General features: G+C 44.0%; 18 protein-coding genes and 1 tRNA gene. 15 read left to right on the top strand and 4 right to left on the bottom strand.

The genetic code is table 11. The features are described 5' to 3' along the window. Positions 1-3 precede the first annotated feature (3 nt). Entirely contained in the window at positions 4-3474 is a 3471-nt protein-coding gene (locus tag WC788_07050) for a DNA polymerase III subunit alpha (GenBank protein MFA6097354.1), read from the bottom strand. Between the two features lie 13 nt (positions 3475-3487). Continuing rightward, positions 3488-4111, bottom strand: coding sequence for a hypothetical protein (locus tag WC788_07045; protein MFA6097353.1), 624 nt, complete (start codon positions 4109-4111; stop codon positions 3488-3490). A 363-nt stretch (positions 4112-4474) separates the two neighbouring features. On the opposite strand from WC788_07045, the gene WC788_07040 reads away from it, so the two are divergent. The 11 genes from WC788_07040 to WC788_06990 all read left to right on the top strand — a co-directional run bounded on the left by WC788_07040 (position 4475) and on the right by WC788_06990 (position 12563). Next, positions 4475-5131, top strand: coding sequence for a ribonuclease HII (locus tag WC788_07040; GenBank protein ID MFA6097352.1), 657 nt, complete (start codon positions 4475-4477; stop codon positions 5129-5131). A 66-nt stretch (positions 5132-5197) separates the two neighbouring features. Beyond that, positions 5198-5458: a 50S ribosomal protein L32 gene (gene rpmF, locus WC788_07035; protein MFA6097351.1), complete on the top strand. Its 261-nt coding sequence runs from the start codon at positions 5198-5200 to the stop codon at positions 5456-5458. 37 nt (positions 5459-5495) lie between these two features. Continuing rightward, positions 5496-6026 carry a transcription antitermination factor NusB gene (nusB, locus tag WC788_07030; GenBank protein MFA6097350.1) on the top strand — a complete coding sequence of 177 codons (531 nt, stop codon included), beginning with the start codon at positions 5496-5498 and terminating at the stop codon, positions 6024-6026. A 34-nt stretch (positions 6027-6060) separates the two neighbouring features. Further along, positions 6061-6747, top strand: coding sequence for a ribonuclease III (rnc, locus tag WC788_07025; GenBank protein ID MFA6097349.1), 687 nt, complete (start codon positions 6061-6063; stop codon positions 6745-6747). Positions 6748-6915: 168 nt separating this feature from the next. Then, positions 6916-7659 (top strand): helix-turn-helix domain-containing protein, encoded by a 744-nt coding sequence (locus tag WC788_07020; GenBank protein ID MFA6097348.1) that lies wholly within the window; start codon positions 6916-6918, stop codon positions 7657-7659. 34 nt (positions 7660-7693) lie between these two features. Further along, the gene (gene glmS / locus WC788_07015) at positions 7694-9532 is read left to right on the top strand and encodes a glutamine--fructose-6-phosphate transaminase (isomerizing) (protein ID MFA6097347.1); all 1839 of its coding nucleotides are present in this window, start codon (positions 7694-7696) and stop codon (positions 9530-9532) included. A gap of 509 nt (positions 9533-10041) precedes the next feature. Continuing rightward, positions 10042-10344 (top strand): hypothetical protein, encoded by a 303-nt coding sequence (locus WC788_07010; protein MFA6097346.1) that lies wholly within the window; start codon positions 10042-10044, stop codon positions 10342-10344. Between the two features lie 253 nt (positions 10345-10597). Further along, positions 10598-10900 (top strand): hypothetical protein, encoded by a 303-nt coding sequence (locus WC788_07005; GenBank protein ID MFA6097345.1) that lies wholly within the window; start codon positions 10598-10600, stop codon positions 10898-10900. 124 nt (positions 10901-11024) lie between these two features. After that, on the top strand, positions 11025-11222 hold the full coding sequence (locus WC788_07000) for a hypothetical protein (protein MFA6097344.1): 198 nt from the start codon (positions 11025-11027) through the stop codon (positions 11220-11222). An 84-nt stretch (positions 11223-11306) separates the two neighbouring features. Then, positions 11307-12260, top strand: coding sequence for an inositol monophosphatase family protein (locus WC788_06995; GenBank protein MFA6097343.1), 954 nt, complete (start codon positions 11307-11309; stop codon positions 12258-12260). A 99-nt stretch (positions 12261-12359) separates the two neighbouring features. After that, the gene (locus tag WC788_06990; GenBank protein MFA6097342.1) at positions 12360-12563 is read left to right on the top strand and encodes a hypothetical protein; all 204 of its coding nucleotides are present in this window, start codon (positions 12360-12362) and stop codon (positions 12561-12563) included. A 21-nt stretch (positions 12564-12584) separates the two neighbouring features. Here WC788_06990 and murA read toward each other — a convergent pair whose 3' ends face one another. Next, the gene (murA, locus tag WC788_06985) at positions 12585-13847 is read right to left on the bottom strand and encodes a UDP-N-acetylglucosamine 1-carboxyvinyltransferase (GenBank protein MFA6097341.1); all 1263 of its coding nucleotides are present in this window, start codon (positions 13845-13847) and stop codon (positions 12585-12587) included. Positions 13848-14034: 187 nt separating this feature from the next. Here murA and murG point away from each other — a divergent pair, with 187 nt between their 5' ends. Continuing rightward, complete coding sequence (murG, locus tag WC788_06980) at positions 14035-15162, top strand: undecaprenyldiphospho-muramoylpentapeptide beta-N-acetylglucosaminyltransferase (GenBank protein ID MFA6097340.1); 1128 nt, start codon at positions 14035-14037, stop codon at positions 15160-15162. A 33-nt stretch (positions 15163-15195) separates the two neighbouring features. Here murG and WC788_06975 read toward each other — a convergent pair whose 3' ends face one another. Then, positions 15196-15450: a hypothetical protein gene (locus WC788_06975; protein ID MFA6097339.1), complete on the bottom strand. Its 255-nt coding sequence runs from the start codon at positions 15448-15450 to the stop codon at positions 15196-15198. Positions 15451-15621: 171 nt separating this feature from the next. Between WC788_06975 and dnaG the strand changes: the two genes are divergently transcribed. The 3 genes from dnaG to WC788_06960 all read left to right on the top strand — a co-directional run bounded on the left by dnaG (position 15622) and on the right by WC788_06960 (position 19122). Further along, on the top strand, positions 15622-17448 hold the full coding sequence (gene dnaG, locus WC788_06970; protein ID MFA6097338.1) for a DNA primase: 1827 nt from the start codon (positions 15622-15624) through the stop codon (positions 17446-17448). A gap of 197 nt (positions 17449-17645) precedes the next feature. After that, positions 17646-18782, top strand: coding sequence for an RNA polymerase sigma factor RpoD (gene rpoD / locus WC788_06965; GenBank protein MFA6097337.1), 1137 nt, complete (start codon positions 17646-17648; stop codon positions 18780-18782). Positions 18783-19050: 268 nt separating this feature from the next. Further along, positions 19051-19122: transfer RNA gene (locus WC788_06960), tRNA-Asn, on the top strand. The last annotated feature ends 662 nt before the right edge of the window (positions 19123-19784 follow it).

Genomic DNA, 19784 nt, shown 5'->3' with positions numbered 1-19784 from the left:
GGTCTATTTCTCAATATTATTCTTGCCGACAATATCCATAAGCTGCCGCAAGGTTTCGTCGGTCGCGTCTATGGATCTGCTCGTTTTGATCTTTTTATGGGATGTTTCCGAGGTCGGGATCAGGATATAGACGTCGCACTTGCCGGTTTGAAGGCTTGCCAGAAACGATGAAAGTCTTTGAAGTATGTCTTTGGAGTTCTGCTGGGGAACCGTAATGGTTATCCCTGCACCAGACTTTTCGGGAGGCACGTCGTCTTTTTCATGTTCGACCGAATATTTCTGCGCGCCATCAAGGTCGATCCTTTTGATCTCTTCGGCGAGAATCTTGAAGACGCCATCTTTGTCGCTCAACTTTCCTTTTATGCATACGATGGCTCCTTCAGTCCATATATCCTGATTTGCAGCAAGCAGGCGCGGAAAAACGAGGACTTCCACTTTTCCCGTCAGGTCTTCCAAATTCGCAAAAACCATTGCTTGTCCCGATCTGGTTATGATCTTCTGTATTTTGGTGATTATTCCGCCGACCTTCACGATCTCATTAACCTGGTCTTTCACAAAGCTTTTGACGCCGGAGAAATTATCCCGGAGATATGCCGAATATTCTTTGAGCGGGTGATCGCTGACATAGAGGCCGAGAAGCTCTTTTTCCCAGCTCATCTTGTCCATCCTGGTGGCAGGCTTGGTCTCCTGCAGATTCAGCTTGTTGATGTCATTCAATGATGATGAATCTCCCGTATCGAAAAGACTGAACTGTCCGTTGTTTTTCGCTTCTCTGGTCTCTTTTGCAAAACTCAGGATCTTTTCGAGATTGGAAAGCAATTTACCTCTCTCGTCCATGCTGTCGAACGCCCCGCCGCGGATCAGGCTTTCCATGGATTTCTTGTTCACATCTTTCGAGTCCACTCTTCTCAGGAAGTCTTCTATGCCGGCGTATTTTCCGTTGGCCTTTCTTTCCTCGACGATCTTTTCCACGATATTTTCGCCGACATTCTTTATGGCGGAGAGCCCGAACCTGATCTCGTCTTTATTGTTTTCATTGATCACGCCGAAATTCACGAAGCTTCTGTTCACGTCAGGCGGAAGAACTTCGATGCCGAGCTGCCGCGATTCATCGACTTCAATGGCGATCCTGTCGATGTTGTCCTTGTCGGATGTGAGAAGAGATGCCATGAATTCCGCAGGATAGTGCGCTTTGAGGTATGCGGTCTCGTATCCGATGAATGCATAGCAAACCGCGTGAGATCTGTTGAATCCGTATTCTGCGAATTTTTCCATGTCGGTGAAAGTTTCTTCGGCGATCTTCTGGTCGATGTTATTCTTGACGCATCCCTCCACGAACTGCGCTTTCATTTTGGCCATAAGCTCGGCGATCTTCTTTCCCATGGCTTTTCTGAGCGTGTCGGCTTGTCCGCCGGTGAATTTTGCCATGTCTTTAGACAGTTGCATGACCTGTTCCTGATATATGATGACGCCGTAGGTGTTTTTGAGGGCGTTCTTCATGATGGGGTGCTTGTAGGTGACTTCTTTGCGTCCATGCTTTCGGTCGATGAACTCGTCGACCATTCCAGAGTTGAGCGGTCCCGGTCTGTACATGGCGACCATGGCGACAATGTCTTCAAAGTCCGTAGGGCAGAGTTTTTTGAGATATCTTTTCATGCCGCTTGATTCGAACTGGAACACGCCGGTAGTTTTTCCCTGCTGAAACAGCTCGAAAGTTTTTTTGTCGTCGAGCGGAAGTTTTGAAAGGTCGATAACGTCTTTTTTGGTCTTTGCGATTATTTTCAAGGTATTCTCGATGATGGTCAGGTTCTTCAGTCCCAAAAAGTCCATTTTGAGGAGTCCAAGGCTGTCGATGTTGTGCATCTCATATTGTGTCACGATCGAAGTGGTATCCTGGGGCGGAAATTGGCGCGGCGTGTAGTGGTTTAGTGATTCTTTGCTAATCACGACTCCACAGGCGTGAGTGGAGCTGTGGCGGGCAACGCCCTCAAGCTTCGACGCATTATCGATGAGATTTTTCACTTCCGGGTCGGCGGCATAGGCGTCTTTCAGTTCTTTGACTTCTTCTCGCGCTTTGGCCAATTCAGTGAACATAGGGATCATTTTTGCGACCCGATCGCAAAAAGAGTAGGGAAGTCCGAGAGCTCTTCCCGTATCGCGGATGGACGCGCGCGCAGCCATGGTTCCGAAAGTTATGATCTGGGCGACATGGTCCGCGCCGTATTTTTTTGATACGTAAGTTATAACCTCGTCTCTTCTATTGTCGGCAAAATCGAGGTCTATATCGGGCATGCTTATACGGTCGGGGTTCAGGAATCGTTCAAAAAGAAGCTCGTATTTTATCGGATCGATATCGGTTATGTTGATGAGATAGGAAACAAGCGAGCCTGCCGCAGAGCCTCTTCCCGGCCCGACGACGATGCCGCTATTTTTCGCCCAATTAACAAAGTCCTGGACTATGAGGAAGTATGAAGCAAACCCCATGTGCTTGATCGTATCAAGTTCGAATCGGAGCCTTTTTTCTATGACATCCGATGTTTTTCCGAATCTTTTCGCGATACCCGCACGGCAAAGTTTCTCCAGATATTCATCGGGATTCAATTCATCGGGAACGTCAAAGTGCGGCAGGAGTATCTTTCCAAGCTCGATCTCCAGATTGCACTCAGAAACGATCTTTTGGGTGTTGTCGATGGCTTCGGGCACGTCTTTGAAACTGCTGATCATCCGTTCGGGGCTTTTCATTGAATAATCTTCGCCCAGCATCGAAAGACGGTCTTTTTCGGTGACGGTTCTGTTGGTCTGGATGCAAAGCAGAATGTCCTGCGCTTTGTCATCATCCGAATTGACGTAATGAATGTCGTTCGCGGCGATGACGGGGGCGGACATTTCGTTTGAAAGCTTCACGAGCGCGTCGTTGATAGTCTGCTGGCCTTTCAGTTTCGGATGGTCTTGGAGCTCAAGATAGAAATTCTCTTTTCCGAAGATATCCTGGAATTCGCGGATAGCTTTTTTTGCTTTTTCCGGGTCATTTGCAAGAATGGCCTGGGGGATCTCGCCTGCCATGCAAGCGGACGTGGCGATTATTCCGGACGAATTTTCGCGCAGGATCTCTTTGTCTATTCGAGGTTTATAATAAAATCCCTCCAGATGAGCCGACGTCGTCAATTTGATGAGATTTTTGTATCCCTCGTTATTTTTTGCGAGCAGGATCAGATGATTCCTTCTTTCATCGGCTCCCGGACTCTTGTTCAGTCTTGATTTTGACGCTACATAAGCTTCCACTCCAAGAATGGGTTTGATATTCTTCGCTTTGGCTTTCTGATAGAACTCGATCGCGCCGTACATCACGCCATGGTCGGTGAGCGCCAGCGAGTCCATACCAAACTCGGCGGCCTTTGCTATAAGGTCGTCGATCTTTGCCAGCCCGTCGAGCAGGCTGTAGTGGCTGTGTGTGTGAAGATGTGTGAATTTCATTTGAAGATATTTGCTAATACTTCTTGCGTTTTTTTATGATCGCGATCGCGATCAATGCTATGAAAAAGAGTACTACGATCGCAATTATCGCGGGAATCAGCTTATAGAATATGAGTCGGGATGTATCTGTCAGTACCGTGCTTATGCCCTTTCCCATTTCGGTTTCGCTTGAAATGAATATAGCAAGAAAGAAAATAAAAAGCCAGATGATAATGTTTCTTATGGTAGTCGGAAGCTCTTTTGAATATTTTTCTCCCAAGAGCATCAGTTTATCCTTTGCGGAAACGGTGTGATAGTTCATTTCTGAAACGTCGGAGATCGCCTTATAGTAACCTGCGATGATCTCCTTGGTGTCTTCGAGTGATATGTCAAACCCTAAGTCTTCCGTGATTTTTTTATACATCGCCCTTGAATACCTGAGCTTGTCGGGATTTGCCAGTATCTTTTGTATGAATTCCACTTTATGATCGTATGCTTCTCCCGGGATATTCTTTTCCCTGAGTGCAATTCTTAGGATTTTTTCGGTTTCTATGACTGCAATCTTGTAGCCGTTTTTCGTCCCGTCATTCAGGGCGTTTTCGACCAGATCCCAATATTTGTCGTATTTATGAGATTCTTTTGTTTTGTTGTCCTCCATATATTTATTTTATGTATTATCTTAGAGCCTGTTTGATAAGTTTCTTTTGAGATATAAAATTCAGAATTTCGAGCGAAAATTATGAAAAATGAGGAGGTTTAGCCAGTGCTTAAGCCGACGATTTTTGAATAATTTGCAACCGAAATTATGAGTTTTTGGCCAAATACGAACTTGTCAGACAGACTCTTAGTATATTATATATGCGAAGGTCGCAAAAGGCAATTTTTCCTTCGTCATGAATAAATTTGACATTGAGTTTTTATGTACTATAATAAATTAACGTTAATATCTGAGAGACTATTGACATTTTTTATTTTTATGCGTTCATTGCGGGTTAACCGGGAGGGGGTATAATAAAAAAATATGATAATACCAGATTTTTCAAGAGAGGAGAAGCTGTTTAATAAGGGATATAGGCAAATTGCCGGAATAGACGAGGTCGGAAGGGGGCCGCTGGCAGGACCACTGGTGGCAGCAGCCGTAGTTTTCTCGCACACTGCCAAAATAAGCGATTTGGTCAAGATGGGAGTAAGGGATTCAAAACTTCTTACTTCAAAAAAAAGAGAATATCTTTATGAAAAGATCGTTGAAAAGTGCAGGGACTGGTCGGTAAGCGTTATTCCGGAGGATGTCATTGATGAGATAAACATACTTCAGGCAACGCTGCTTGCGATGAGGAGGGCAGTAGAATCTTTGAAGGTTAAGCCGGATTTTCTTCTTATTGACGGTAATTTTACGATAGATGACTATCCTGTGAGCCAGCTTGCGGTTCCGAAGGCGGATCAGCATATTTTTTCGGTGAGCGCGGCGTCAGTCTTGGCCAAGGTCACAAGGGACAGGATATTGGTCGATCTGGACCAGAAGTATCCTGAATATGGTTTTGCAAAACACAAGGGATATGGGACGCGGGAGCACATGGAGGCTTTAAAAAAGCATGGACCGTGCATAATACACAGAAAGTCCTTCGGTCCGATCGATAGGATAATAAAGAAATTCAACGGGTCAGGGCTTGCAAAATAAGCAAAGTCGGTATAGAATATCATTGTGAAGGTTTTTGTTAATTTTAATCAACGTTATTAATATACTATGGGTACACAGAAACAAAAGAGAACAAAGGCAGCAAGAAACCAGAGAAGATCGCATCATGCTTTGAAAATGATCAGATCGACAAAATGCGAAAAATGCGGAAAAACAATAAAACCGCACCGCGCATGTTCGGCGTGCGGATATTATAAAGGAAAACCTGTTATCGATGTCATGAAAAAACTTTCTCCGAAGGAAAGAAAGAAAGCAGTGAAGGCGAAAGCAAAAGAAGAAAAGAGCGCAAAGAACGAAACGGCAAAGTAGGTGATGGTTTTTATTTAAAAATTAAATTTTGATTATCATGTCGAACAGACATTTGTGCAGATCGATCGCTATGCAAAGCTTGTATGAGTGGGATTTTGAAAGTTCCCTGATCGAAGAGATAGAGAAGGGATCGAAATTCCAAAAAGCAAAACTCGACAAGATCGTGGAAAGCAACAATGGCGAGTATGGTTCCGGAAACGATGAAAGCGATTTCACAACCGAGCTTATCGGCGGGATATTCAAAAACATGAAGAAAATAGATACGATCATAAGGCGCCTTGCTCCGGAATGGCCGCTTGAACAGGTTACGATCATAGACAGAAATATCCTGAGGATAGGGATTTTTGAGCTGATGTTCAACAAAAGGGAGGATGTGCCTCCGAAAGTCGCGATAAATGAAGCGATCGAACTTGCTAAAACATTCGGCGGGAAGTCCAGTGGCAAGTTTGTGAATGGTGTTCTGGGCACGTTGTATAAGGAAATAGAAGACAGGTCCGGAAAAGAAGAAAAGGCCAAAGAGGAGCCGAAAAAGGAAGAGACCGGTCCGGAGAAGGATGAAAAGAAATAGATCCTTGCTATTTTAGAATATAAACAAACACAATATGGAAATTGAAAAATTGGAAGAAAAGATAAGCGTCAGTTTCAAAAACAAAGATCTCCTGAGGCAGGCTTTAGTTCACCGCTCTTATCTGAATGAGAACCGTGATTTCGAGCTTGATCACAATGAAAGACTGGAATTTCTCGGCGATGCTGTTCTTGAACTTGCAACGACCGAGTTTTTGTATAAGAATTTTTCGAATCCTGAAGGCGAGCTTACGAATTTCAGAGCTGCGCTCGTCAACAGCAATATGCTTTCGAGGATCGCAAATGAGCTGGGACTGGAAGAATATCTTCTGATGAGCAGAGGTGAGAAAAAAGACACGGGAAAAGCCAGGCAATATATACTTGCGAATTCACTGGAAGCCATAATCGGCGCGATCTATATTGACCAGGGATACAGGAAGGCAAAAAAGTTCGTGAGCGATAACTTTTTGGTGAAAATGGAAGATGTTCTGGATAAGAAGCTGTATCAGGACCCAAAAAGCAAATTTCAAGAGAATTCGCAGGAGGTGGTCGGAACGACTCCAACCTATAAAGTGATGAAAGAATGGGGTCCGGACCATGATAAGCATTTCGTCATCGCTGTTTATCTCGGAGATGAAAAAGTCGCCGAAGGCGAGGGGACGAGCAAGCAATCTGCGCAGATGAAAGCCGCGGAAATGGGGCTCAAGGCGAAAGGTTGGAAGTAGGAACGTTGGTGGCTTGTGGATAAACCAGGACTTTGTAGAGAATAATCAGACAGGGAATGGCTAGAAATAGCCATTTTATATTATGCAAAATCAAAATTTTAGAGAGGGTTGACACAATCCGTAGAAGTAATATCATTATAGGTATATTAAACACTATTTATAGATCTGATGATAGAAGAAGTTCTGCGCCAATTCGGCCTCAGAGAAAAAGAAATGAAGATATATCTTGCGCTTTTGAAGTTGGGTCCGTCTTCTGTCAGAAAAATATCTCAGGATTCCGGGATCAACCGCGGAACGAGTTATGATGTTCTGCGCGATCTCATCAAGATAGGCCTCGTGAGCTATCATGAAAAAAAAAGCCATCAATATTTCATTCCCGAGGATCCGGCGAAAATGATATCGATCTTGGAGGAAAGAAAAGATGAGATCACGAAACTGAAGGAAGATCTAAAAAAGACCGTTGACGAACTCCAGGCGGAATATTGCAAGATCACGTCGAAGCCATATGTGAGATATTACGATGGATATGCCGGAGCAAAAGAAATTCTGAATGACGTGCTGAAAACGGTGCAAAAGACCGAAGATAGGGAGTATTATGTATATAGCACTGAATCGATCAGGGAATACATATATAAATCGTTCAAAGATTTTTCGAAAAAGAGAATTGAAAAAAATATCCATGTAAAAGTTCTGGCAATCGGCAAGGGAGGAGAGCTTCGCGGAAAGGACGAAAGGAAATGGATCGAAAATGCGGGCAAGAATGCTCCGAACTATATCATCATATATGGAAACAAAGTCGCGTTCATCTCGGTCAATTCCGAGAATGAGCCCATGGGTATCATAATCGACGACAAAGCGACAAGCGGGATGCAAAGGGTCATTTTCAATTCGATCTGGACCGGTATAAAATAATTTCAGATAGAAATAATAAATTAAAACAAAAATTATGTGCGGAATTGCAGGTTATGTGGGAAAGGTCAAAGCTTCGGATTTTTTGATAGATGCTTTGAAACGTCTTGAATATAGGGGATATGATTCTGCGGGGATCGCGGTGATTGGAAGAGACGGGAATTCAAATTGCATCAAGGCTGTCGGGAAGATCGCGAATCTCGAAAAAAAACTCAAGGATCTTGATTTCGAGCACAGCGTCGGGATCGCACACACCAGATGGGCCACGCACGGAAACCCCTCGGAAATAAATGCGCATCCCCACAGTGATTGCGAAGGCAAGATCCACGTGGTTCATAACGGGATCATCGAAAATTACAGGGTCTTGAGGGAGAACCTGATCAACGAGGGGCATGAGTTCGAGTCCGAAACGGATACAGAGGTCATCTCGCATCTCATTGAAAGTCACTATGATGGTAATTTGGAGGAAGCCGTCCTGAAGTCATTCAATCATGTCGAGGGCGCATATGCCATTGCGGTCATTGCGGAAGGCGATCCGGAAAAAATAGTTGTCATAAAAAAAAGCAGTCCGCTGGTGATCGGCATCGGAAAAGGAGAGAATTTCATCGCATCCGATTCATCGGCGATCGCGGGATATACGGACAAGGTCATATACCTTGATGACAACGAGCTTGCGGTCATAAAGAAAGACAGTTATAAGATAATTTCAACGGTCAATAACGTTTTTATTGAGAAGGATGAGTGCGAGATCGAGATGAAAGTGAATGACATCCAAAAAGGGGGATATGAGTGTTTTCTTCTGAAAGAAATATTCGAGGGTCCGGAGGTCATAAAAAATTCGACGCGAGGAAGGATAATTTCGGGGGAGGGCCTTGTAAAATTGGGCGGTCTTGAAGTTCTCGATCAGAAGCGGCTGCGCGATATCGAAAGGATCATCATGATCGCGTGCGGGACGGCAAGCTATGCGGGAATGGTGGGTGAATATATGCTTGAAGAATATGCGGGAATTCCCGTTGAAGTCGAGCTTGGAAGTGAATTCAGATACAGGAAGCCGATATTGGATTCAAGGACCGCAGTCATGGCCATAAGCCAGTCGGGAGAAACTGCCGACACGCTTGCTTCGCTTATGGAAGCGAAGAGGAAAGGCGTTCTGACATTGGGGATAGTGAATACTGTCGGAAGCACCATATCGCGGGAAACGGAAGCCGGAGTATATAATCATGCCGGTCCGGAGATATCGGTCGCATCAACGAAAGCGTTCGTTTCTCAGATGGCCGTGCTGGCCCTCCTGACCGTCTATCTTGGAAGGATGAGGGATATGTCGTATGTAACGGGCGAAAGGATCACTTCCGAGATCACGAACCTGCCGGGCTTGATGTCGAGGGTTTTCGGGCAGAATGACGAGATCAGGGCGCTGGCCAGAAAATATTCGAAATATAGGAATTTCCTGTATCTCGGAAGAAAATATAATTATCCGATTGCCAAAGAAGGCGCCTTGAAGCTCAAGGAGGTTGCGCAATACATCCATGCGGAAGGCTATGCCGGCGGGGAAATGAAACACGGGCCGATCGCCATGATCGACGAGAATTTTCCGTGCCTGTTCATCGCGCCGAGCGACAGCGTTTATGAAAAAATGTGGAGCAATATGCAGGAAGTGAAAGCCAGGAATGGCAAGATCATTGCCATCGCGACCGAAGGAAATGAGGAGATCAGAGAGCTCGCCGACGATGTGATCTATGTTCCGAAGACACTGGAGATGCTGACTCCGATCCTTGCGGCAATTCCGCTCCATCTTTTTGCGGCATATGTGGGGCTTGAGCTCGGATGCGAAGTAGACCGGCCGAGGAATCTCGCCAAAAGCGTCACGGTGGAGTGAGGGATCATGAAGGCATTTGAACATTTTAGCATGTTAACATGGCCAAGGTTAATTGTGTTATAATATATTATGCATATTATTTTATGCATGATGTCATCAATATCATAAAATAAAAATAAACGAAAATGATGTTAAACAAACAAGCAAAAGTTGGAATTGTAATCATTACAATTTTGGCGTTGTGTTTATTTCTAATATTGTATTTATACGGATTAGAACTAAAATATTTGCCGATCTCTTCATATTGCACTGCCGTGGTTGCTATTTTCTTAGTTGATGAATTGCATCGATATATAAGTTCAAAATATTCGCGGTTTTGGAGCTTTATACATGGTTTCGCGCTGATTTATTTCATCTATTACTTTATAATCTCGCCGACTTATGCATATTTCACCCGAGTCGAGCAATTATTTATATATCTTATAATTGCATTTATAGTGTTATTAGTTACATTTTTCATATTTTTTAAGTCGTTGAGATATATTATTTCGGGAAAAAGAGTCAGAATTATGATTTTGACATCTCTGCTAGTTTTTGTTTCCTATCCAATTTATATTCCAAGTTTAAGATATTGCTATTATAGAATAAACGGAAAAATAGTGGAAAATCAATTTGAAATTAATTACAGGGGGCTGCAAGCAACTTTGGCCGATTTGGGAGACAGCCAAACTATTTGTGAAAATAATAATCCATTTTCTAACAAATGTGAATTTGTGTATGGTGGTGTTAGTGAGCTTATAAGTACAGTACCTCAGGGCATTTATGGCGGAGATTATTATGAGGTAACATGCAGATATGGCTGTCCTAGATAGCTATTTAATCATGCTGAAAATGTGATGGTGGACTGAGTCAGTTTTTATCATATGAATATGTGATAAACAATATGCTATTATAAAATTTGTCATTTGAAATTGATCATTAATTAGAAATTAAAAATTAGAAATTAGAAATTTGATACGTTTCATTTTCTACGCTTAACATTCAATTTACCACTTTTCACTTTCTATTTCTATATTGACCTTCGCCTCCGTATCTGCTAATATCCAAAGTACGGAGGTTTTAGTTTTGGAAAATGAAACTGAAGAAATAGACATGGAACCGGTTGCAAAAGAGCTGGAAAAAGGCATGAAAGTGATCGTAAAACAAAAAAAGAAAGCACGGTCCACCAGGATCGATACTCATCGCATAACAGGCGACGAGGACCTGGAAGATATACTGAGCCTTATCAGTGAAGATCCGAAAGGCGAAGTGATCGAGCTGGATGACCTGAAGGCAGACATAAAGTCAAGGATCAAAGAGATCCATGCGGCCCTAAAGGCGGATGTTGCAGCTCTGAGGTCGATGAGAGCTGTTCTGAGAATGATCTGAGAAAAAAAATAGAGCCCAACGGGCTTTTTTTAATTGAGGAAGATCAATGATCGGAAAAGTGCACCATTATTTACAAAGACATATTAACAATTTATAATATATCACATAGAGGAGGTAATATAATTTGCCGGAAACAAAACAGGAAACGACAGCCAAAACATCGGGATTGAGCAGGGAAAAAAGGGAAGAGATATTCACCATAATAAGGGGAAGGATCGGCCCTGACGACAGGCTTCCCGAACATGTTATACGGGATGATTTCAACGGAGATCAGGATGGCTATCTCCGGATAATGGCAAGTTTGTATGGCGTTGCAGTGTAAAATACACGGCACAGATGACGCCATATTTTTTTCTTGCAAAAAACATATTTTGCATATATATTATTAGGAATGAGGTGACAGATCATGTCCGAAATAACATTGAACTTTAACAAGAAAAGAGAATTGGCGAGGAAGCTCGCAAGGATCGTCGCATATGCGGGAAAGATCATAAACGAGAACAAGGATGAGGTCGTTGACACAAGAACGCACAAGGGCCATGACGAGTCTTCGATAGACGCGGTCGCGAGATCGGCCATAATCGAAGGCATCGAAAAATATGCTCCCGAACTCGAAGGAAAGCTTCAGTTCGAACTTATGCCTTTCAACAAGCAGCTCATCGAGATCGAAAGGGATTCCAAATACAGCATAACGCTTATCATGGATGAGATCGACGGATCGACGAACACAAAAAGGGCCAAGGCATCCACACTCGACTGTGTTCCGAACGCCGCAGTGTGCATCGCTCTTTGCACCGGATCGACCTTGAAGGACCTGCAGATCGGAGTTGTGTACACGCTCGACACCAAGGAAATATTTTCCGGAACAAGGGTCGAAGACAATGAGTTCCTGACGCTTAGGCACAAAGAAATGCTGTATCCCGGAGATATCCAGAAAATGAGAGGAGACAGCAAGTTCAGGGTTCTGGTCATCAAGTATTCAAATCAAAAGCGCGTAGAGATCGCCGAGGTCGAAGAGGCTCTGTGGGAAGCAAAATTCAAGCCCTATGAGGGGTGCAGGTCGAGCACGATGGACATTATTGGCGTGATAAGAAACCAGAATGATGCGTATATAGATGTCAGGGCTCTATTTCCCGAAGAATGTGGCGCAAGACTGCAGGCATATGACGTGGCTGCGGTGATCCCGATCGCGATCGGAGCGGGCCTGGTCGTGACAGACGTATTCGGAGAACCGATAGATAAATATGGAGAGACCGACGTGATCACGCTTGTTGTTGCAAGGCCGGATATCCATGCAAAAATAATCGAAGCGATCAGGCCGGTAGTCGAAAAAATATGCGGTAAATATCCCAAAAATTAAAAAAACTGCATAGGATGCAGATTGGGCGATGTTTTCAAAAAAAAGTAAGCCGGACAGCAAGATATTTCAGAAAAAAGAAATAAACAAAAAGGTGATACTATGGTTATCGAAATACCCTGTACATGCGGACATCTTTTGAGCTCCAAAGAACTGAATAAGCTTTCAAAAAAAGAGCTTGCGAAAATATTATTCGAACAGCCGATAGAAATGGTCTGTAAAAAATGCGGAGAAGTGTTCCAGGTTTTTGACAAGACCCGCTTCTTGACAGCTGACAAAGATGATACGTGGAAATCATATGCATGACCGGAAAAATTCTCCGGTTTTTTATTTGATCCTCCGGATATCCGCGCCGATCTTCTGGAGCCTTTCTTCGATCCTTTCATAGCCCCGGTCGATCTGTTCGATCTTGTTGATCGTGCTCTGTCCTTCTGCAAGAAGAGCGGCAATGATGAGCGTTGCGCCAGCGCGCAGGTCGAAGCTTGTGATGTCCTGGCCGTATAAAGGCGTGGGACCGCTGATGAGAGCCCGATGCGGATCGCAAATGATGGCATTGGCGCCCATTTTGTTCAGTTCGTTTATATATCCCATGCGTCCTTCGTATAACGTGTCATGTATGAGCGTCGTTCCTTCGGCTTGGGTCGCAAGAACTCCAAAAGGCGCCTGAAGGTCTGTTGGAACTCCCGGATAGGTCCTTGATTCGATCTTCTTTACAGCATTCAGCTTGTGTGCCGGCTTGATGATCAGCTTATTTTCCTCTGTTTCTATCCTGACTCCCATTTCTCTCATTTTTTCTATCACTAGATCAAGATCGCCAGTCGCAACATTATTTATAACCAGACTGCTTTTCGTAGCCGCTGCCAGGATCGCAAAAGTGCCCGCCTCGATCGGATCGGGAATTATGGTATGATCTGCGCCGTGAAGTTTTGAAACGCCATGGATCTCGATCGTATGCACTCCGACATCTTTTATCTTTGCGCCCATTTTTACGAGAAATCTCTGGAGGTCCTGTACATGGGGTTCGAGAGCGGCGATCTTTATGGTGGTTTTTCCTTCGGCAAGCGACGCGGCCATAAGGAGGTTCTCGGTCGCTGTCACGGAGAATTCCTTGAGGACGATCGTTCTTCCGACAAGCTTCTCGGCCTTCAGGCAATAGAAGCCTTTGTCGTATGTTATTTTCGCCCCCAGGGCTTCAAGCGCATCAAAGTGCACGCCGACCGGCCGGGAGCCGATGATGCATCCGCCCGGCTGGCGTATCTTGAATTTCTTGAATCGTGCAAGCAGACTTCCAAGGAGCAGTATCGAAGATCTCATGTGTCCGACGATCGAGAAATCCATTTTTTCCGGATCAATGTTGCTTCCGGCTTTCACGCGGAGCTTGTGCTCTCCGAGCCATTCGATCTCAACCCCCATGCTTTGCAAAAGGTCGATCATTTTGAGGACATCGGCTATTACTGGAACATTGTCTATGATGCATTCTTCTTCGGTGAGCAGGCATGCGGACAAGATCGGCGTGGTCGCGTTTTTTGATCCCATTACGTCGATCTCTCCCTCGAGATGCCTTGCTCCGTTTATGATGAATTTTTCCATTGATAATTGAATTATTGTTAGATTGCTGTGTTATTGTATTGTTTTTAGCAATATAATGATATAATATATTTACATTAGACGCAAGAAACATTCTATTGCTCCATTGCTACATTGTTGTACTGTTAATTCAATATCACATTACAGCGAATCAGCAACGTACAATAGAACATTATAACTATGTAATTATATGAAGATATTAGTTACGGGCGGAGGAACGGGCGGGCATATTACTCCAATCCTGGCCGTCGTTTCAGAGATCAAAAAGATCGCGCGGGAGAAGAAAATTCCGGAGCCGGAATTCATGCTTATAACCCCGGATGAATATTTCAAGGAAGCGATCGAGTTGTCGGGCATAAAGGTCCGTAAGATCAGGGCGGGAAAGCTGAGAAGATACTTTGACTTGAAAAATTTCACTGATATATACAAGATATTCGTCGGAATAGTGCAGTCGTTGTATTTCATAAGGAAATTCAGTCCGGATGTTGTTTTCAGCAAGGGCGGATTTGCGAGCGTTCCGGCCGTGTTTGCGTCGTGGCTGCTCGGGATTCCGACAGTTACGCATGAGTCTGACATAACGCCGGGGCTTGCGAACAGGATCAATTCCTTTTTTGCTTCTAAGGTGCTGGTGTCTTTTGATGAGACTCAAAAATATTTCAAGAAAGACAAAGCTGTTCTCACGGGAAATCCCATAAGAGAAGATATTTCAACGGGGAACGTTGAACGAGGAATAAAGACTTTCGGCTTAAGCGATGGCTTTCCGACCCTGCTTGTGTTCGGAGGAAGCCAGGGAGCAAGGTGCATCAACGAAGCGGTCCTTGATTCTCTTGAGGTGTTACTTTCAAGATTCAATGTGATCCATGTGTGCGGGAAATATAATTTTGCCGCAGTAAGAGAAGCGGCCGGAAAAAAAGGAGTTAAGGGAATAGAAAGATACAAACTATATCCATTCCTTTATAATGAGATGAAGGATGCATATGCCGTTTCGGACATGATAGTTTCCAGGGCGGGAGCAAGCAGCATTGCGGAGATAATCGAGGTCGGAAAGCCAAGCATCATAATCCCGCTTTCGACTTCTGCGAACGATCACCAGGCAAAAAATGCCGGATGGCTTTTAAAAAAGGGCTTGGCAAAAGTTATTTACGAAAAAGATCTGAACGGAGAGAGTTTGAAAAACGAATTGTTCGAATTGTTTGTAAATAGATCTGCAATGGAAGAAATGCGGCGGAATATTGTTGCATACAAAAGCTCACTGAAGGGAAAAGCTGCAGAAAATGTTGCTAGGATAATTTTATCGATTGAAGAAGAAACACGGTGATCGATATATAGAAAAATCACCGATAAATATATATCAGTGAGAATTTGGCTTGGATGTCTGCAACAGAGGCTCAATAAGTTCTTGCTTTATAATATAGCCCGTTCCGAACAATGCAATAGTTCCGTAAAACAAAATTATTGCTGTCAGGCAAGAAAATAATAATGCAAGGTAAAGGCGATTAAACGCAGTTGTTGCCATCGTCAATCCCCATAGGAAAGCTATAGATGCTCCTATAAAAGTCATTTTAAATAACATTATTTCAAATATTCTTTCAAGTCTCTCGGACATATGATCAATTGCCTCCTTTTTAAAGCTGAATTTGACTTTCAGCTTTACAATAGAGTATATTTAATAATACCATAGATGTCAAGGGCGCGGGTTCCATGGCTTTGTGATGTCAAACTCGAGGTTTTTTGATATTGATCTGGATTTTATTCGCTGAGAAGTATTCATACATATATGTTGGATTCCCCGGTTGACGAAATTAAGGCGAAACTGAGCATAGAGGATGTTCTGTCCGGTTATTTGCATTTGCAAAGAGCGGGCCGGAATTTGAAGGCAAAGTGCCCTTTTCATAACGAAAAGACGCCATCTTTCATGGTGAGTCCGGAACGGCAATTCTGGCATTGTTTCGGATGCAATGAAGGCGGGGACATCTTCACTTTCATCATGAAAATGGAAGGGCTGGAATTCAAGGACGCGATAAAGCTTCTTGCTGAGAGGGCCGGAGTGAAGCTGAAGACCGTGAACTACAGTTCAAGCGGAAAGAAGGGGAAGATCATGGAAATATTGAAGCTTTCGAAAAGATTCTATATGGAATGCCTGAAGATCAAAACGGGCCTGAAGGCATATGAGTATCTCAGGGACCGGGGACTGACCATGGGAAGCATCGAAAAGTTCGAACTTGGATATGCGCCCGATTCATGGGATATTCTGAGCAAATTTCTCAAGAAAAAAGGCTATTCTGAAAGCGAGATCTTCGATTCGGGCCTCAGTGTGAAAAAGGACAATGGGGGATTCTATGACCGATTCAGGGGCAGGATTATGTTCCCTATAAACAATATAAGCGGGCAGACCATCGGATACAGTTCCAGGATCATGCCGGGCAAGGATGAGTCGCAGGCAAAATATATTAACACTCCGGAGACTTTAGTGTATAATAAGAGCAGTGTTCTCTATGGCCTGGATAAGGCGAAAATGAAATTAAGGACGGCCAAGGAGTGTATTATGGTTGAAGGCAACATGGACGTGATTGCATCGCATCAGGCCGGGGTGGATAATGTTGTTGCAACTTCGGGAACGGCGCTGACGGATACACAATTGAGGATAATCAAAAGATATACGGATAATATAAATTTCGCCTTTGATGTTGATTCCGCGGGGATAAAGGCGGCGAAGCGCGGGATCGAACTGGCGATCCAGGAAGGGATGAATGTCGGGATAATCCAGGTGCCGGAAGGAAAGGACCCGGCGGATTGCGTTAAGAGCGATCCGAAGCTGTGGCAGGACGCGGCAATGAAGCCGAAAAAGATAATGGAGTTCTATTTTGATGTGGTTTTTGCAAAGAATGACCGGAAGGATGTGGAAGGGAAAAAGGTCATAGCAAAAGAATTGATCGGTATAATCGCAAAAATAGCGAATAAGATCGAACAATCGTACTATATTCAGAGTTTGAGCCAGAGGCTGGATGTCGAAGAGAGCATTCTGATCGGGATGCTCCGCGATGAAAATAAGACAAAGGAGAAAGATTTCAATATAAAAAAGAATAAAAACGAATTTGAGATCAACAAATTAAATCAGAATACCCGGGAAGCTCAGCTTCAAGAGAGGCTAATGGGCTTTATTGTATTGTATCCCCAATATTTCAAAACGATCTTTCCTGATCTTGAGGGCTTGTTTGAGGGAGGAGTCTATGAAGAAATATTTTCAATATTGAGGAAATACTATGATCCTGAGAAAGGGCTCACGCCTGAGGTCATAAAGACGATGAGGCAATTGATCAGAGACGAGGCTGTCATGGACAAGGAAAAGGGTAAGCTGCTTGAATTCAAGCTGGAGGCCGCTTCGCTTCGGGTTGAAACGGAACTTGAGAATTCGGACGAAGATGCTTCGCGGGAAATGGCGAACACGATCAGCACTCTTAGGATCCAGAGCCTGAAAAACAAAAACAAGCGCCTCGAGGAAGACATAAAGAGCGCGGTCAGGAACGGGGATATGGTGTCGGTCAAGCCGCTGATGGAGGAGCAGGACAGGAATAACAAAGAAATAGGCGCGCTTGAGGCCTAGGCACAAAAACAAAAAATCAGATTTCAATCCGATAACAATAATATATGAAAACCAAAAAACGAAACAATAAATCTAAATCAATTCAAAAGAACATGAAAACAAAAAAAATGAAGCCGAGGGCGAAGCATGCGATCAAGTCGAAAGCAAAAACCAAAAAACTCTTCAAGAAAAAAGAATTTCATAAGAAAGCGAAACCTATGGCGAGAAGATCGTCCGAAGGTGGCGCTGATGAAAGCTTTGGGATAAGCAAGGCGCAGCTGGACGAGCTCCTGAGCAGGGGAAAGTCAAAAGGGTTTGTCACCGAGCATGAGATAATTCATATTGTTCCGGACGTGGAAGAGGATATTGCGGGCCTTGAATATCTTTATGAACAATTGGAACAGCACAATATCAGGATCGAAACTGCGGTTGATGTGATCGATCTTTCGGAAGAAAAAGAGGACCACGGAAAAAAGACCAAAAAAGAGGTTGATGAGGAATTGAGCAATATATCGCTCGACAACATTGCGAATGACTCAGTTCAGATGTATCTTCGCGAGATCGGAAGGGTCGCGCTTCTCACCGGTGAGGAAGAAGTCCAGCTTGCGAAGAGAAAGGAAAAGAACGATGTGGCGGCAAAGCAGAAGCTGGCGGAAGCAAATCTCCGCCTTGTTGTCAGCATTGCAAAAAAATATGTTGGCAGGAGCGCGAACTTGAGCCTTTTGGATCTTATACAGGAAGGGAATATCGGCCTTTTTCGCGCCGTTGAAAAATTTGATTACAGGAAGGGATATAAGTTTTCGACATATGCGACGTGGTGGATCAGACAGGCTATCACGAGGGCAATTGCCGACCAGTCAAGAACGATCAGGATCCCAGTCCATATGGTCGAGACGATAAATAAGTTCTCACAGATAACCAGAAGGCTGGTTCAGGATCTCGGTCGTGAACCGCTTCCGGAAGAGATCGCAGCTGAAATGGGAGTTGAGGTCGAGAAGGTCAGGCACATCATGAAAATTTCGCAGGACACGGTTTCACTTGAAACGTCGGTCGGAGATGATGACGATGAAAGCACGCTCAGAGATTTCATCGAAGACACGGAAACGGTACTGCCGTCTCAGGCTGCAGGAAGGCAGCTTCTGAAAGAATACGTCAAGGATATCCTGGTCGAGCTTTCACCGAGGGAACAGAAGATCCTGAAGCTCAGATTCGGCTTGGAAGACGGCGTAACGCATACTCTCGAAGAGATCGGGCAGGAGTTCGGTGTGACCAGGGAAAGGATCAGGCAGATCGAGGCAAAAGCGCTCGAGAAGATCAAAAAACACAAAGAGTCCAGGAAGCTGATGGATTACTAGTATGGACGGTGGAATGTAGAAAGTAGAAACAGGATTGATTTCATGATATCATTGACGAAAAATTATTTAGATATTATACTATACAATGTAAATGAGAAATGGAATTTTTCATTTTTCATTTTTCATTTTTCATTTTGCATTGAATTTCTAGCATTCCGCGATAGCTTCAGAAACGGGTTGATCTCCACATCATGGGCGGACAGGCGCCCCTTGCGGACAATGGTTAAGATATTATTGAGGCAAATGCATATAAAAAATAAATCACTATTCCGCGATAGCTCAATGGTAGAGCAATTGACTGTTAATCAATGGGTTGGGGGTTCGAGTCCCTCTCGCGGAGCAAAAGAAAAATACGCCCGAAAGGCGTGTTTTTGTTTTTAATTAATATTGGAAGACTCTCCACCTGAGGCGGATGCGCCTCGGGCGCAGAACGGGAAAGGGTCGGCCCGCTTCGCCTAAGGCTGACAGCGAGGCGAGGGAAACGAGAGTTTCCCGTTCGGGGTGACAGCGATCCGCCAGTTGACGGAGAGCGCCAGAGGGCGGAAGCCCTATGGAGCGGAGCCGGTAGGCGAGCAGTGAGATTGTCCTTCTCGCGGAGTAAAGATATCAAAAGCCGCATTTGTGGGGTTTCTAATATTGATTTTCTTAGTAGTTTAGGCTAATGTATGTTTAGAGATTTTTTAAATAGGTGGCGGTTAAATATAAATAAAAGTACCTGACATGCTCTGTAGAAAACATACCGATTCTGGTATAATATGCAGTATATGACTACATCTAAATCTCCTTTATCTATAGCTCGAGTAGCTTACGCCGCGGCTTTGCGAAGCTTACCGGCTTACACTCATTCCAAAAGCCCAAAAAAATTTACACAACCTCAACTAGCGGCTTGTCTGGTGCTAAAAGAATTTTTTAAAACTGATTATCGAGGCATTTCCTCTATTCTGGAAGATTCCTCCGATATCAGGATTATCCTTGAGCTTGATCAAGTTCCTCATTTTACCA

This window comes from Candidatus Paceibacterota bacterium (assembly GCA_041661265.1).
Taxonomy (GTDB): domain Bacteria; phylum Patescibacteriota; class Minisyncoccia; order JAHIHE01; family JAGLIN01; genus JBAZUT01.
This window is presented reverse-complemented; position numbering and strand designations above follow the sequence as displayed.

Bases quoted from the DNA above. Each gene is read 5' to 3' on its own strand.
- WC788_07040 (MFA6097352.1), top strand. From the start codon at position 4,475: ATGATAATACCAGATTTTTCAAGAGAGGAGAAGCTGTTTAATAAGGGA.
- murG (MFA6097340.1), top strand. From the start codon at position 14,035: ATGAAGATATTAGTTACGGGCGGAGGAACGGGCGGGCATATTACTCCA.
- dnaG (MFA6097338.1), top strand. From the start codon at position 15,622: ATGTTGGATTCCCCGGTTGACGAAATTAAGGCGAAACTGAGCATAGAG.
- WC788_07050 (MFA6097354.1), bottom strand. From the start codon at position 3,474: ATGAAATTCACACATCTTCACACACACAGCCACTACAGCCTGCTCGAC.
- WC788_06990 (MFA6097342.1), top strand. From the start codon at position 12,360: ATGGTTATCGAAATACCCTGTACATGCGGACATCTTTTGAGCTCCAAA.
- glmS (MFA6097347.1), top strand. From the start codon at position 7,694: ATGTGCGGAATTGCAGGTTATGTGGGAAAGGTCAAAGCTTCGGATTTT.
- nusB (MFA6097350.1), top strand. From the start codon at position 5,496: ATGTCGAACAGACATTTGTGCAGATCGATCGCTATGCAAAGCTTGTAT.
- WC788_06995 (MFA6097343.1), top strand. From the start codon at position 11,307: ATGTCCGAAATAACATTGAACTTTAACAAGAAAAGAGAATTGGCGAGG.
- WC788_06975 (MFA6097339.1), bottom strand. From the start codon at position 15,450: ATGTCCGAGAGACTTGAAAGAATATTTGAAATAATGTTATTTAAAATG.
- rpoD (MFA6097337.1), top strand. From the start codon at position 17,646: ATGGCGAGAAGATCGTCCGAAGGTGGCGCTGATGAAAGCTTTGGGATA.
- murA (MFA6097341.1), bottom strand. From the start codon at position 13,847: ATGGAAAAATTCATCATAAACGGAGCAAGGCATCTCGAGGGAGAGATC.
- WC788_07010 (MFA6097346.1), top strand. From the start codon at position 10,042: ATGATTTTGACATCTCTGCTAGTTTTTGTTTCCTATCCAATTTATATT.
- WC788_07020 (MFA6097348.1), top strand. From the start codon at position 6,916: ATGATAGAAGAAGTTCTGCGCCAATTCGGCCTCAGAGAAAAAGAAATG.
- rnc (MFA6097349.1), top strand. From the start codon at position 6,061: ATGGAAATTGAAAAATTGGAAGAAAAGATAAGCGTCAGTTTCAAAAAC.
- rpmF (MFA6097351.1), top strand. From the start codon at position 5,198: ATGGGTACACAGAAACAAAAGAGAACAAAGGCAGCAAGAAACCAGAGA.
- WC788_07045 (MFA6097353.1), bottom strand. From the start codon at position 4,111: ATGGAGGACAACAAAACAAAAGAATCTCATAAATACGACAAATATTGG.